General features: G+C 64.2%; 7 protein-coding genes. 2 read left to right on the top strand and 5 right to left on the bottom strand.

Annotation, left to right across the window (positions count from 1 at the left end):
- Positions 1 to 57 precede the first annotated feature (57 nt).
- The 4 genes from AC1MH0_RS06270 to AC1MH0_RS06285 form a co-directional block, all read right to left on the bottom strand.
- On the bottom strand, positions 58 to 2,307 hold the full coding sequence (locus AC1MH0_RS06270) for a WD40/YVTN/BNR-like repeat-containing protein (protein WP_480965168.1): 2,250 nt from the start codon (positions 2,305 to 2,307) through the stop codon (positions 58 to 60).
- Positions 2,304 to 3,848 (bottom strand): tryptophan halogenase family protein, encoded by a 1,545-nt coding sequence (locus AC1MH0_RS06275; protein ID WP_480965169.1) that lies wholly within the window; start codon positions 3,846 to 3,848, stop codon positions 2,304 to 2,306. The genes AC1MH0_RS06270 and AC1MH0_RS06275 overlap by 4 nt, the downstream gene beginning before the upstream one ends.
- Positions 3,845 to 5,374, bottom strand: a complete 1,530-nt coding sequence (locus tag AC1MH0_RS06280) for a tryptophan halogenase family protein (RefSeq protein WP_480965170.1) — start codon at positions 5,372 to 5,374, stop codon at positions 3,845 to 3,847. The genes AC1MH0_RS06275 and AC1MH0_RS06280 overlap by 4 nt, the downstream gene beginning before the upstream one ends.
- 76 nt (positions 5,375 to 5,450) lie before the next feature.
- The gene (locus AC1MH0_RS06285; RefSeq protein ID WP_480965171.1) at positions 5,451 to 8,531 is read right to left on the bottom strand and encodes a TonB-dependent receptor; all 3,081 of its coding nucleotides are present in this window, start codon (positions 8,529 to 8,531) and stop codon (positions 5,451 to 5,453) included.
- Between the two features lie 465 nt (positions 8,532 to 8,996).
- On the opposite strand from AC1MH0_RS06285, the gene AC1MH0_RS06290 reads away from it, so the two are divergent.
- Positions 8,997 to 10,574, top strand: coding sequence for a GH39 family glycosyl hydrolase (locus tag AC1MH0_RS06290; protein ID WP_480965172.1), 1,578 nt, complete (start codon positions 8,997 to 8,999; stop codon positions 10,572 to 10,574).
- A 180-nt stretch (positions 10,575 to 10,754) separates the two neighbouring features.
- On the opposite strand, the gene AC1MH0_RS06295 is transcribed toward AC1MH0_RS06290, so the two are convergent.
- Positions 10,755 to 11,252: a hypothetical protein gene (locus AC1MH0_RS06295; RefSeq protein ID WP_480965173.1), complete on the bottom strand. Its 498-nt coding sequence runs from the start codon at positions 11,250 to 11,252 to the stop codon at positions 10,755 to 10,757.
- 206 nt (positions 11,253 to 11,458) lie between these two features.
- Here AC1MH0_RS06295 and AC1MH0_RS06300 point away from each other — a divergent pair, with 206 nt between their 5' ends.
- Positions 11,459 to 14,530, top strand: coding sequence for a TonB-dependent receptor plug domain-containing protein (locus AC1MH0_RS06300; protein WP_480965174.1), 3,072 nt, complete (start codon positions 11,459 to 11,461; stop codon positions 14,528 to 14,530).
- Positions 14,531 to 14,667: the final 137 nt, after the last annotated feature.

The following is a 14,667-nucleotide window of genomic DNA, read 5'->3' on the forward strand; positions in this document are numbered from 1 at the left end:
GTTCCGCTCCTTCGAGCCGACCCTAGCGATGCATGCCGGGCGTTCGTGAGTGCCGGATTATCGCGGCGCGATCGGATCGCCGTAGAACAGGCCGCGGCCGTCCGTGCCGATATAGACCCGTCCCTCGCGCCGGGGATCGCCGGAGATGACGCGGTAGCGACCGCCCCAGCGATGCGCGTCGTCGTCGATCCGCGCCCAGGACCGTCCTTGATCCACCGAGCGCCAAGCCCCCCGAACACCGGCAAGCGTTCCTATCGCGAACACACCGTTCCGGCCGAGACCGAAGAGTTCGACCCGCAGTTCGCCATTCGCGGGCGCGAAGCTTGCGCCGCCGTCGATGCTCCGGAACAGCCGTTCGCCCGCCAGCAGCCATAATGTTCCCGTGCGGTCGGGGTCCGCCACGAGGCTGCTCTGCGCTTCGCGACCTTGCCGGCCGACCGGCTTGAGATCCGCCGGCAGCCCTCGGCCCGCGACCGCGGAAAAACTGGCCGCAGCATCGCGCGAGACCAGCAGCCGCCCATGCAGGACGTCGACCGCGTAGAAGATCCTTGGGTCGCGTTTGTCGGCGACTGCACGGATCTTGCCCGGCAGCCCGGCGACGATCGACCAATGGCGGCCGGCGTCGCGCGACGCCTGCGGGACCGGGGTCGCTACGACGATCGTCGTGCCGTCGGCGGATACGGTGATCGGCCAATCGCCGTTCAGGTCCTCGCGCCGCGGCGGGTTGCCCATCGGCGGCACGGTGATCGCGGTCCAGGTGCGGCCGCCGTCCTCCGACCGCCCCATCGACGCGTCACGCGGCCTGTCCAGGTACCGGCTGCCGCTTCGGACGACGACGTTCGGCGCCATCCCGGCGTAGTCGATGGTGTTGGTGTTCGACATGTACGGATCGACGAACGTCGGTCGCGGCGAGCGGTCGAGATCGTCGTGCACGAAGCCGGCGAGATCGCCGAACCCTGAGATCAACGGCGCGCCCCCGGTCGGCGATGCGAGCGTGATGATCGCCGTCTGTTCGATCCCGCGGGTCCAGGGCGTCCAGTCGACCTCGCCCGAACGCCTGAGCGCGCGGGTCGCGTAGACCGTCGCGCCGGTCGTGTAGGCGACATGACCAGGATCGAACGGATCGATCGCAAGGCCGGAAATCCAGTGGCCGAAATCGGCGCCCTTGCCCTCATGCAACAGGAACGGCGTCGCCGACACGTCGCGCCGGCTGCGCGGCCCGACATCGTCCCAGCTTCGGCCGTCGTCGCGGCTGATCCAGAGTGAGTCCCGGTGTTTGTAGCGGTCGACGGTGCTGACCGCGACGGTTCCCGGCGACATCGCGGACACCGCAACGCCGAGGAATGCGCCCTCCGCCCCGGTATCGCGCCACACGGCAGGGGTCACGTCGCGGCCGGCGCCGTCGGGATCGTAGCGCCACACCGCGCCGGTTGCGATGCCGCTCGGCCCCAGCCCGCTCGCATAGCCGACCCACAACACGCCCCGCTGATCGACGACGCCCTTGGCAGCGAGCAGCGCCGGGCCCGTCACCGCGATCCACGTCTCGCCGGCGTCATCCGAACGATACAGATGCGTGGCGCCGGGATCGGCAACGCCGGCCCACACGCGCCGCGACGGTCGGCCTGCCCCGCCGCTGGTAGGATCGACCGCGACAAAGGCGACCCCGCCATGCGTCCGGCGAAAACCGGGGCGTCCCAGCCCCGCGACTGGAAAGCGCGCGACCTTTGCCCAGGTCGCGCCGGCATCGTCGCTGCGCCACAAGCCGTCGTGCCGCGAGCCGAAGAACAGTCGCCGCATCGCGTTGGGGTCGATCGCGAGCCGCTCGCCGAGCCCGCGACCATCCTCGTTGCCGCCCATCGCGAACGGGACGGGCGTGATCCGCCAGGATCGTCCCCGGTCGGCGGAGCGCAGGATTGCCGCGGGCTGGCTGGCGCCCACCCCTGCCGCCATGTAGACGACATCGGGATCGCGGGGATCGGGCGCGATGCTCTCGATACCCATGTAGCTCGGCACCGCGTTACCGTCCTGTAGCGGCACCCAGCGCGCGCTCTTTTCGTCCCAGCGATACGCGCCCCCCATGTCGGTCCGGAGATAGGCGAGCCCCCGCTCCACCGCGCTGAAGACGATGTTGGGCGCGTACCCGCCCGCGCCGACGGTCACGTTGGTCCAGCGATACGCCACCGCGTCCGGCGCGCGGGCGGACCCCGGCGTTGCGAGGGACGCCAGCAGCAACGCCGTCGTCGCGACGATGCGCAGCCGCCTTACGGAAGCCAGCCGTCCGCCTGTGCGCCGCCGCGACGGGATCATGCCGCCCGGTGCGTTCGTGCAGCGCAGTTCTGGGCGATGAACGCCTCGTGCGTCGGCATCGCCGCAGCTGTCTTGTCGATCATGTCCCGAACATGCGCCAGGAACCGCGCGGACTCGTCGGCCGGCAGCGCGGTGGCCAGGGGGTCGAACGACGCCGGCCGGATGCCTTGGCCGAGCAGCACCGCGATCCAGCTGTCGGGCGTGAACAGCTCGCCCTGTTCGCGGAACACGCGCGCCTTGTCCGACCACAACGCCAGCTTGGCCTCCAGCGAGGCGGGCAGCGCCATGGTCCGGCAATGCTCCCAGAATGCGGAGTCCGACCGTTCCGTCGCATGGTAATGCAGGATGATGAAATCGCGGACCTGCTCGTATTCGCGCAGCATGACGCGGTTATATTCGTCGATCTCGACCGCACTGAAGCCCAAGTCGGGAAACAGGCTCATGAGCCGCGTGATCCCCGACTGGATCAGGTGGATGCTGGTCGATTCAAGCGGCTCGAGAAACCCGCCCGACAGCCCGATCGCAACGCAGTTCCGATCCCACAACCGATCGCGCCGACCGGCTTCGAAGCGCAACTGGCGTGGCTCGCCCATCGCTTCGCCGTCGAGCCCCGCCAGCAGCGCCTGCTTCGCCGCGTCGTCGTCGATATGGGCGCTGGAATAGACATAGCCGTTCCCGACGCGGTGCTGGAGCGGGATGCGCCAGCGCCATCCGGCGACATCGGCGGTCGCGCGCGTGTACGGCGTCAGCGCGCCGCGTCGTGCGCTGGGCACGGCCCAGGCCCTATCGCACGGCAGCCACTGTTTCCAGCTCGTGAACGGGACGTCGGGCGCACCACCGAGCAACAGCGACCGGAACCCACTGCAATCGATGAAGAGCTCGCCCTCGATACGGCGATCGCCGGCAAGACGCACCGCCTCGACGAAGCCGGTCCCGGCGTTGCGCTCGACATCGACGACCCGGCCCTCGACGCGATCCACGCCGTCCGCCTCCGCAAGGTCACGCAGGAACCGCGCATACAGTCCTGCGTCGAAGTGAAACGCGTAGGACAGTGTCGACAGAACCGACTGGGGATTCGCGCTCGGCCGCGTGAACCGCCCGCGCCGCGCCGCCACCGAGGACAGGCAATAGTCGCCTATCGGTCCGGCACCGGCCCCGTCCGTAGCGGTGTCCAGCGCGGCCTGCCGCAACCAGAGCTGGTGGAACGATACCCCGCCAATATCGCGGCCATGCGTCCCGAACGGGTGCAAATATGCGTCGCCTAGCCGTGTCCAGTCACGAAACTCGATCCCCAGCTTGAACGTCGCGCCGGTCGCGCGAACGAACGCGTCCTCGTCGATCCCGAGCATGCGGTTATAGTCGAGTAGCGACGGGATCGTCGCCTCGCCGACACCGACGGTACCGATCTCCTCGGACTCGATCAGCGTAACCGACACGCCGCTCAACACCAGCCGGGATAGCGCCGCGGCCGTCATCCAGCCCGCCGTGCCCCCGCCGACGATGACGACCTTCGTGACGCGGCCGGCGCCGTCGCTGGTCATGCCGCGGCCCGCGCACCAAAGCTGTGGGTTTGGGCGTACGCGACAAGGTCCCGGTTCGACGGGAGGTTGGCGATCGCGTAGCGCGCCTGACGCTCCACCTCGGCGAACGCCCGCCGCGCATCCTCATGATAGCGCAGGGCACCGGCCTTCGCGCTCAGGTCCGTCTTCCACCCCATGCCGTACAGGACATACTGCCAGCTCGCCTCGGTGAAGATGTCGACTTGACCGTCGATGTCGAGCTCGTTGGGCGGCCGAAAGCGCCACCGGTCGAGCAGTTCCAGCAGGCTGTCGGGTACCGACGCGTCGGCCACGTTGTCGCGCCAGAACGCCGTGTCGCGCCGTTCCGAGATGCAATAATGCAGCTTGATGAAATCGAGCGCGCGTTCGTACCGGCGCAGCATATTCGCGTTGAACTGGCGCGCGGACGTCTCGTAATCGCCGCCCCACGGGAACAGGTTGGCGATCATCCCGGCGGACACTTCGGCAAACGCGATGCCGGTCGCCTCGAGCGGCTCGAAGAAGCCGCTCGACAGCCCGACCGCGACGCAGTTCTTGTGCCAGTTAACCTCGCGGTAGCCGGCATCGAACTTGAAGTGGCGCACATCGGCCTTTTCACCCGCCGCGCCGAGATAGCCCCGCAGGACGCGCTCCGCCGTCTCGTCGTCGCCGTGGTCCGACGAGTAGACATGGCCGATGCCGCGCCGCCGATCGAGCCCGATATCCCAGATCCATCCGTTCTTCTGCGCGGTCGAGATCGTGTAGGAGGCGATCGGTTCTTCGGGCCGCGCATAGGGTAGCTGCGCGGCTATCGCGCGATTGCAGAACAGGACGTCCCGGCACGAGCGATACGGAACCTTCATCGCCTTGCCGATCAGTTCGGCGCGAAAGCCGGTGCAGTCGATGTAGAGATCCGCATCCAGCACGCCGTTCTGCTCGGTGCGCACGCCCCCGATCGCGCCATCGGCTTCGAGCAGCACTTCGTTGACGGTGTCGGTCAGGTGCCGGACGCCGTTCTTCACGGCCTGCTCGCGCAACAGCCCGGCAAGCGCCACCGCATCGAAATGGAACGCGTAGTTCAGCGGCCCGACATAATCGGGATTGGTTGGCAATTTGGGCGCGCGATGCCGGTCTGCGGCCTTCTTCTGCGGATTTGAGACCTCGTCCCAATTCTCCGTGCCGCCATGACCCAGCAGCCAATAGGGGAGCAGTTCAAGGCCGTCGCTCGAATCCGCGACCTGAAAGGGGTGCGAGTAATGATCGGTTGCCCCCTGCCCCGGCGCGTGGCGCCAGTGCACGAACTTCGCACCCTGCTTGAACGTCGCGCCACAGCGACGGACCAGATCGGCCTCGTCGATCCCGATCGTCGCGAGCGTCCGCCGGATCGTCGGGAACGTCCCCTCGCCCACGCCTAGGATCCCGATGTCGCGCGATTCGACGAGCGTGATCGCGACGCCATCCGGCAGGTCCGCGCCGAGCCGCTTGGCGAGATAGCCCGCGGTCAGCCACCCGGCGGTCCCGCCGCCCACGATCAATATCCGCTTGCCCATTGCAGCCTCGCTTCGCCCGCTCGCCGACACGGTGTCGGCGGGCGGGCCATCATCGTCAGAAGGCGAGGTTGATGCCAGTGCTGATGCGACGATCGGCCTGGAACCAGCTACGCCCAACCAGCTTGCCGCCAGGATACCCCCCCATCAGCGTGCGCTGCGTCGACGCGGTAAGGTTGGTCCCCTGCACGCCGAACGACAGATAATCGGTCACCTTGAAGCGGACGCCGGCATCGATCGACCCGTAATTGCCGCCATAGATCGGCAGCGCGATCTGGGTCGAGGCATCGAGGCCGCCATCCTGATTGCTGACGACGCCCGGCGCGCTGTAATAGGTGTACGTACCGTTCGTGCCGTTGCTGTTCGTCGACAGCAGATATTGCGAGCGCCACGAGTAGGCGATCCGCAGCGAGATCGGGTTACGCTCGTACAACAGCGTCGCGTTCAGATTGTGCTTCGACAGCCCCACCAGTGGCGCGTCGTTGCGGACGGCCCCGGTGATGTCGCGGTAGACATCACCGGGGTTGCTGCTCTTGATGAACGTGTAGTTGCCCTCGAACCCGATCCCGGCCAGCGCACCGGGCAGCATGTCGAGGAAGAAGCGCCCCCCGACCTCGACGCCCTTGACGGTCGCCGCCTTGGTCGAGTTGCTGTAATCCGTCGCAGACGCCGTGACATTCTCCGTCGTCCCATCCGTGAACAAGACAGTGACTTGCCGGTTCGTCAGCGAATAGATCGGCAGGTTGGTCAGGCGTTTGTAGAACGGCGCGATGTGGAACGACGTCCCCGCACGTCCATAATATTCGAGCGACAGGTCGAAATTGTTCGACAGCGTCGGCTTCAGCAACGGATTACCGGTGTCCGCAGTGAAGTTATTGAACGTCCCGATACCGCCGGGAGTCTGGCTGGGCGTCGTCGCCACGCCGATCGAACCAGAGGCGCGTAAAGCGTTGAAGGTCGGCAGATCCATCGTGATATTGTACCCGCCGCGTACCTTGATCCGGTCGGTCGGCGAATATTCGACATTTACCGACGGCAGGACGCGCGTGAAGTCCGCCTTGCCGCCGCGTGCAAGGAAGGTATTCGCAAGCGACACCTGGGCCCCATTCCGGAAGAAGACGGTCCCGCCGTTCTGCTGGATAAAACCGCTCCCTTCGTTCTCGATATGAACGACGCGCACGCCAATGTTGCCGGAGATGCCACGCTTGCTCTCGACCGGTCCGAAACGAACCAACGCGTAGCCAGCGATATTCTTGGTACGGTTGTCGACCTGATCGCCCGGCAGAATGAAGCCCGGCTGGCGAATGCCGGACAGGCCGCCATAACCCGTCGCTGGCAATGGCCCTGATGCAGAGCAGTCGAACTCGCGCCCGGTGCAGAAGCCGGCCGGCGGCGACTGTACCAGCCCGGTGCGGTTGACGTTGAACCGGTCCGCCAGACTCTCCGACGCGAACATCAGGTTGCCAGGCAGCGTTGTGTCGCCGCGGAAGAAGTCCTTGAATGCGTGGCTGGCAACGTCGCCCGGTGCGGCATTCGCGTAGGTCAGCTGCGGATCGCCGTTCCAGCCGCGGCCGAGCGCCGTCCAGTTATAGCCGTTCGCCAGATCGCGCTCGGTCCGCTTGGCGTAGCGCCCGCCGACCTTAACCGATCGGAAGAAGCTGTTGTCGAACGTGTATTCGGCATCGAGCTGGCCGGCATCGAGGCGGCCCTTGTTGCGCTCGTTGTGCGGCATCGACGCCGTCCAGAAATAATTCGCCGGATTGGCGAACGATGCCTGCGTCGCCTGGCCGACGCTGATCTCCGGCAGGTCGCCCGTCAGGTCCATGCCGAAGCTCTGGCCGAAGCCGATGTCGCGGAAGATGTCGATGCGATCGTAGATCTGGCGTGAATCGACACGCTGCAGCGAACCCTTGAGCGACAGATGGCTGTCCTGCGGCGCCCACGCGAACGACAGCGAGTAATCGCGCGTCCGCGTGTTGCTCTCCACGAACCCCTTGTTGCCGCTGCTGTTGACCGAGCCGCCGGTGGGCAGGAACGTCCCCGTATCGCGATTGAACAGCGCGTTCGTCTTGGTCAGCAGGCCGTTGCTGTCGAACGTGCTGCTCGCCGGATCGACAGCCAACGTCTGCGAATCCAGCTGCGTGCCGTAATCGCTCGACTGGCTCTTGTAGCGCGACTGGAAGAAGCTGCCGGTGAAGGTCAGCGAGTCGGCCGGCTGCCACTGCGCCGCGCCATAGATGCCGTAGCGCTTGTACTGGAACGCTTCGTCGCCATACGCGAAGCCGCTGGGAACATAGCGCTCATTGCCATCGCTGAGCTTCGTTTTGAAATACGGGCTGACGCGGATGAACTGCGACAGCGAGCTGAACTGGCTGAACGCGACGTCGCCGAGCAGGCCGATCCGGCCGATCGGCGTATCGAACGAGTCGGTGACCAGCACAGAGCCCGAAGGATCGGCCTTGTTCGCCATGTCACCGAGCGCGAGTTCGCCGGTGCCCGCGACGTGGAACTTGCCGTTGAAGTCGAACGGCAGCTTGGTGCGGAGATCGATCTGGCCGCCGGTGCCGCCCTCGATCAGGTCCGCCGTCGAGGCCTTGTAGACGTCGACCGCCGACATCAGCTCCGGTGTCACGTCGCTCCACAGGATCGCACGCCCATTGTTCGCGCTGAAGATCTCGCGGCCGTTGAGGCGCGACGCCACGCCGGTCAGGCCGCGGACCTGCACGCCCGAACCCTGGACGGAATAGTGATCGGGATCGCCGAGCGCCGCAAAGCGCACGATCGACACGCCCGAGACACGCTGAAGAACCTCGGTGATCGAGTTGTCGGGAAGCTTGCCGGCATCGTCCGCAACGATCGAGTCGACGATCGTCTCGCTCCGGCGCTTGCGCTCGTCCGCCGCCTCGAGTGCGGCGCGACGGCCGGTGACGACGATGTCGCCATCCGTCTGGTCGGCCGCCGGATCGCCCACGCCCTGTCCCGGCGCAGCGGCCTGTGTCGTATTGGAGGAGATCGCCTGTGTCTCGGCCTGCGCCCACGCCGGGCCGCTGGCGGCGAGCAGCGCCACCAAGGACACGCCTGCCCGTATCGCCGCTACGCCGTTCCGACGTCGACCGAGATCGCTAATGGAAACGCTCATGAAATCCTCCCCCATCTGCAACGGCCCCGGGCGCGTCGCATTCTCCAAGACGCACCTTATGACCACGGCGCTACGAGCGGCGTTAGCCCGACCATTATTGTAGTACAATTAAATCTTTCGTTATTTCTTACATACTGACATCTGACTCCGCACGGATATCGCACGACTGTCTTCAAGACTGGGGACCAACGGCGCCGTTCGAACGACCATAGCCGTGCCGGCTTGCTGTTCGTTCCTCCCCGCAAATGCTCTGACGAAGACCGATTCCGATTTACCGATCTGAGATTATGGGAAGCGATGCTGTCTTAGTTCCTGATGCAACTGATCAGGTATCCTGCCAGCCGGTTTGGGTTTCAGCGCGTTTGTCGCTCGCTGGCTTTAAGCTGATAATTGTGCCGACGAGCCGGCATCGATAGTGTCGATAGTGCGACGACGACGCGGACGCTTTGGTCGGGGGATACAAGAATGGGCTTTCGGAACGCACCACAGGCAGTCGCCGTGGCATCCAGCATAATTCTGGGGCTCGCGGTTTCGGGCCCGGCAACCGCACAAGGCATTGCGGCTCGCAACATCGTTGTCGACGTGCGTGGCGAAACCAGGCTCCGCAACCGGATGGCGGAGATGTCGGTCGGCGCCGACTTTCCTGGCACGCTCGAACGCGACGACAGTCTCGCGCAACTGCGGATTGTCCAGAAAGAGCTGCGGTTTCGCTACATCCGATTCCACAATATCTTTGCCGACCAGCTCGGGGTTTACCGAGAGGTCGATGGCAAACCCGTCTACGACTGGCGCCGTATCGACAGGCTTTACGATCGGTTGCTCGGAATGGGCCTGAAACCCTTCGTGGAACTTGGTTTCACCCCTGACGGCATGAAGCAATCCAACCAGACGATCTTTTATTGGAAGGGCAACACCTCCCATCCCCAGCCTGCCAAATGGACGGCTCTGGTCGACGCATTCATTCGCCACGCCGTGTCGCGGTACGGCCTACAGGAAGTGCGCAGTTGGTATTTCGAATTCTGGAACGAGCCGAACCTCGACGGCTTCTGGCAGAAGGCGGACCAGAAGGCGTATTTCGACTATTATGCCCGCACCGCACGCGCGGTTAAGGCGATCGACCCCTTGCTGCGGATCGGCGGCCCCTCCACCGCCGGCGCTGCCTGGGTTCCCGAATTCCTCGCCTACGCCAAGACGAACGATGTCCCGGTCGATTTCATCACCACGCACACGTATGGCGTCGAAGGCGGCTTTCTCGACGAAAAAGGTGAAGGTGACAACAAGCTGTCGCGTAACCCGGATGCCATTGTTCAGGACGTCGCTAAGGTTCGCAACGAGATGGCGGCGGCCGGGCGATCCAGCCTTCCACTCTTCTTCACCGAATGGAGTACGAGCTACAATCCGCGCGATCCCATTCATGACGATTATCTCAGCGCGGCGTACATCCTGTCGAAGCTCCGCCGCACCGAAGGGCTGGCGCAAGGCATGAGCTATTGGACCTATAGCGACCTGTTCGAAGAGCCGGGCCCACCGACGCGACCATTCGAAGGAGGATTTGGGCTGATGACGCCGCAGGGCGTACGGAAGCCGGCATGGTTCGCGTACAAATATCTCGCCGATCTCGGCGATCGTGAACTGCCCACAGGTGACGATCAGACCATCGCGACCTTGAAGGACGGTACTTTGCAAGTGCTGGCCTGGAGAGAAATATTACCGAACCAGCCCGTCAGCAACCGGCCATTCTTCACCAAGCTGCGCAAGCCTGGCCAGACCACGCCACTGACGCTTGACCTGACCGGATTGAAGCCGGGGTCATACCAGCTGCGAACGCGGCGTACCGGCTTTCGGCAAAACGACGCCTATTCGACCTATCTGGAAATGGGCCGCCCCGCCAAGTTGACCGACGCCCAACTGCAAAAACTGAATAACGCTACGCTCGACGCTCCGGAGATCAGAAACCTGCACGTACGAGCCGGGACGCCTTATCGACTAACTCTACCCATGCGCGAACAAGACGTCGTCATGCTGGAGTTGCGTCATAACTGACCATAACGCTACCGCAGCACGCACGCGCGAATTTGCGCACATCGGTCTTGGTTGGTGATTGTTCGCGGGAAGGCATCGGTTGTCCCGACCGCCCTCCCCTATCGAGCCGATAGACCTCGGTTTATACGGCAAAGCACGTGACCAGGCGTGACGGAAACGATGATGCGGCGATCTCAGACATCAGGGTTCCCGGCGCACGCGGATCGACGCCTGTTTTTCGACTGCCATTTTGTAGGTGCCGATTGCGGCGCGATTGATGACGACAGACTGCCCGGCAAGCGGTGTTGAACTCAACGAATAGTCGTCGACTTGATGCCAGCGGCTGCCGTCGGCAAGTACGATGACCCACTTGTCGTACCCGTCGGTTGCGGCCGTCCTGACAGTGCCTTTGACGGACGCGACCGACTGACCATTCTTGTCCTTGAACAGGTCGGAATCCGGGCCAGGCAGCCCAAAACGCGCCTGTCTCTTGGCCAGCACAGTCGATCGACTCACGAGTACCACGCTTCCCGAGGACACCCGCGCAGCCAGCGAAGCCACTTCGCGATCCAGACACGCCAGGCGCGCCGCATCGTCGGTAATCGCCCGGCATTCGACGAGCGCCGCCATCTCCGGGGACGAAGGCGCAGCCACCTGAGCTGCCCCCGACGCCGCCGCCATCACGGCTGCGATGCCCATCGCCCCCCCCTGGAACGCGCACTTTGTTACGGCAGACATCGTTCTGGCACCTCCTGATTAGCGATACGTCACCCATTCCGACATATTGTTGTTTTACAGCCACATAGGCAAAACTTAATTTCGTGTGAACGATTTGTCATATGCCCGAAGCGGCCTCTTTTGCCACAGATGCGTGACGACACAAAAGGGGCATGACATTGAATAATATGAGAATTCGCCTGCTAGCGACGACGATCGTCGCCGGCAGTCTGGGCATGACGGCGCAGGCATGGGCGCAGGACGCGAACACCTCTACGGTACCGACCGCGCCAGTTGTCGGAGGCAGCTCCGCCTCCGCGTTGCCCACCGATCCGGCGACGCAGGCCACGCCCGAGACTCAGGCCAACGCCAAAACCGAAATCGTCGTTACCGGTTCGCGAATTGCAAATCCCAATGCGACGTCGGCCAGCCCGCTGACGGTTATCAGCTCGCAGGAAGTGCGGCTGCAGGGCGCGACGCGGACCGAGGATTTGCTCAACAACCTGCCGCAGGTCTTCTCGGGCCAGGGCAGCGCGCTGTCGAACGGCGCCAGCGGCACGGCAACCGTCGATCTGCGCAACCTCGGGCCACAGCGTACGCTCGTGCTGGTCAATGGCCGACGCCTGATGCCGGGCGATCCGAACTCGTCGGCCGCCGATCTTAATTTCGTCCCCGCCACGCTGATCGATCGCGTCGAAGTGCTCACCGGCGGTGCGTCGTCCACCTACGGCTCGGACGCGGTGTCCGGCGTGGTCAACTTCGTCATGAACACCAAGTTCGAGGGCGTGCGTCTGGATGCGCAGTACAGCCTTTTCGACCATAATAACGGCAACGACACCGCGGATGCCGTGTTCTCCAGCGCGGCTGGTCGCGGCTTTCCCTATCCGCGGGGCCACACCGTCCTGGGCGCGACGAAGAACATTTCCGCGGTGATCGGCGGCGGCACGTCCGACGGTCGCGGTCATGTCACGGCGTTTGCGGGATACCGCGAAACCGATGCGGTGACCCAGAACAAGTATGACTATTCGTCCTGTTCGTTGGCAGAGCAGCGCACGACGCTTGGCTTCGCTTGCTCGGGCTCCGGCACGACCAGCCCGGCACGGTTCATCCTGAACGGTGGTTCGGGCGCGCAGCGTACGATCGACCCTGCCACGGGCAATACGTTCCGATCCTTCGTCAACGCACGCGACGCCTTCAACTTTGCGCCGTACAATTATTACCAGCGTCCGGACAAGCGCTACACCGCCGGCGCATTCGCCGACTACGAGGTGAGCTCGGGGTTCCACCCGTACATGGAATTCATGTTCATGGACGATCGTACCCAGGCACAGATTGCTCCGTCGGGTATCTTTGGCCAAATCATCAACATCAACTGCAACAATCCGCTGTTGTCGGCGTCGCAGCGCGGCGAGATCTGCGGTGCCGTGAACGGCGCCGGCGGAGGCGTGGCGGGCACGACCGGCGCAGTATCGATCGGCAAGCGCAACGTCGAAGGCGGTGGTCGCGTCAACGACGTCCGTCATACCGATTACCGCTATGTCCTCGGCGTGAAGGGTCAACTCGACTCGGCGTTCAGCTACGATGCTTACGGCCAGTTCGGCCGGGTGGTCTATGCCGAGAACTATCGTAACGACTTCTCGTTGAGCCGGACCCGTCAGGCACTGAACGTCGTCACGTTGAACGGTCAGGCCGTCTGCGCGGACGCCACTGCCCGTGCCGCCGGGTGCGTGCCGTACAACATCTTCACCCTGAACAGCGTTTCGGCCGGCGCATTGTCCTATCTCCAAACTCCGGGCTTCCAGCAGGGCACAGTCGATGAATACGTCGCCAGTGCTTCGATCACCGGTGATCTCGGCAAATACGGCTTCACTTCGCCGCTGGCAGAAAATGGCATCGGCATCGCGTTCGGCACCGAATACCGCAAGGAAAAGCTCGACCTCAGGACCGACGCCGCGTTCGAGACCGGCGATCTCGCTGGCCAGGGTGGTCCAACCAAGAGCGTTGCCGGCCAGTTCAACGTCTACGAGTTCTTCGCCGAAGCGCGCGTCCCGTTGATTGAGGACAAGCCGTTCTTCCAGTCGCTCGTCGCGACCGGCGGCTACCGCTACTCGAAGTACAACCTTGCCGGTGGCACGAACACGTACAAGGGCACGCTGGAATGGGCACCTGCCACCCCGTTGCGGTTCCGCGGCAGCTACAACCGTGCAGTCCGTGCACCGAACATCCAGGAACTGTTCGCACCGCAGAGCCAGGGCCTGTTCACCGGCAGCGATGCCTGTGCGGGTGCGGCAGTCGGCGGCCTGGTCAATGGCAAGACTGCCGCCCAGTGCGCTCTAACGGGCGTGACGGCGGCGCAGTTCGGCAACATCGTCGCCAACAGCGCCAACCAGTACAACCAGTTCGGTGGCGGCAACGTCAATCTGACGCCGGAAGTATCGGACACCTATAGCGCGGGTGCAGTCTTATCACCGGGCGGGTTCCTGCACGGATTGGTGATCTCGGCGGATTACTTCGACATCCGCGTCAAGAACACGATCGGTACGGTTGGTGCTCAGATCATCCTCGACCAGTGTCTGGCGAGCGGCAATCCGACCTTCTGTGCGCAAGTCCAGCGTGACCCGACCAACGGTTCTCTGTTTCTCGGCACCATCGGCCAGGTGGTCAACACCAACCTGAACGTCGGTCAGTTGCGGACTCGCGGCGTCGACGTTTCGGGTAGCTACCGGTTCGACTTCAGCCGCATCGGTCTGAACAACGCCGGTTCGATCGGTCTGGACTATACCGGCACGTTCCTCGACAAGCTCGAGGTCGGACCCGGCACGACGCTGGCGGACGGCACGAGGTCGTACGACTGCAAGGGGCTTTACGGCACGGTCTGCGGCGTTCCCTCGCCGAAATATCGTGGTAAGCTGCGCGTGACTTATAATGCGCCGGGCAACGGCCAGATCTCGGTCAACTGGCGTCACCTGTCGGGCGTGAACGTCGATCACGGCAGCACCAACGGCTTCCTCGCGGCGCCGGCTCTGGTATTCGACTCTGATCGTCGCCTTCCGTCGTATGATTACATCGACATCGCGGCATCGATCCGCGTCGCGGACAAGTTCTCGTTCCACGTCGGTGTGAACAACGCGTTCGATCGTGATCCACCGATCGTCGGGTCGAACAATCTGTCGGGTGTCTTCGGCAACGGCAACACCTATCCGCAGGTCTATGACGCGATGGGCCGGTACCTGTTCGCCGGTGTGACCGTCGACTTCTAAGCAAGGTGGAACCGGCGGCGGACATCGCCGCCGGTTCCAAAAGACTTATGGACTTACGCTCTAGCGATCTCTCCAACCAAGCCGACAAGGCCGCCGCTGACCGGGATTTCCCTCGCGCCATACGCCTCCTCTCGGAC

The sequence above is a fragment of the Sphingomonas sp. AP28 genome (assembly GCF_056680455.1).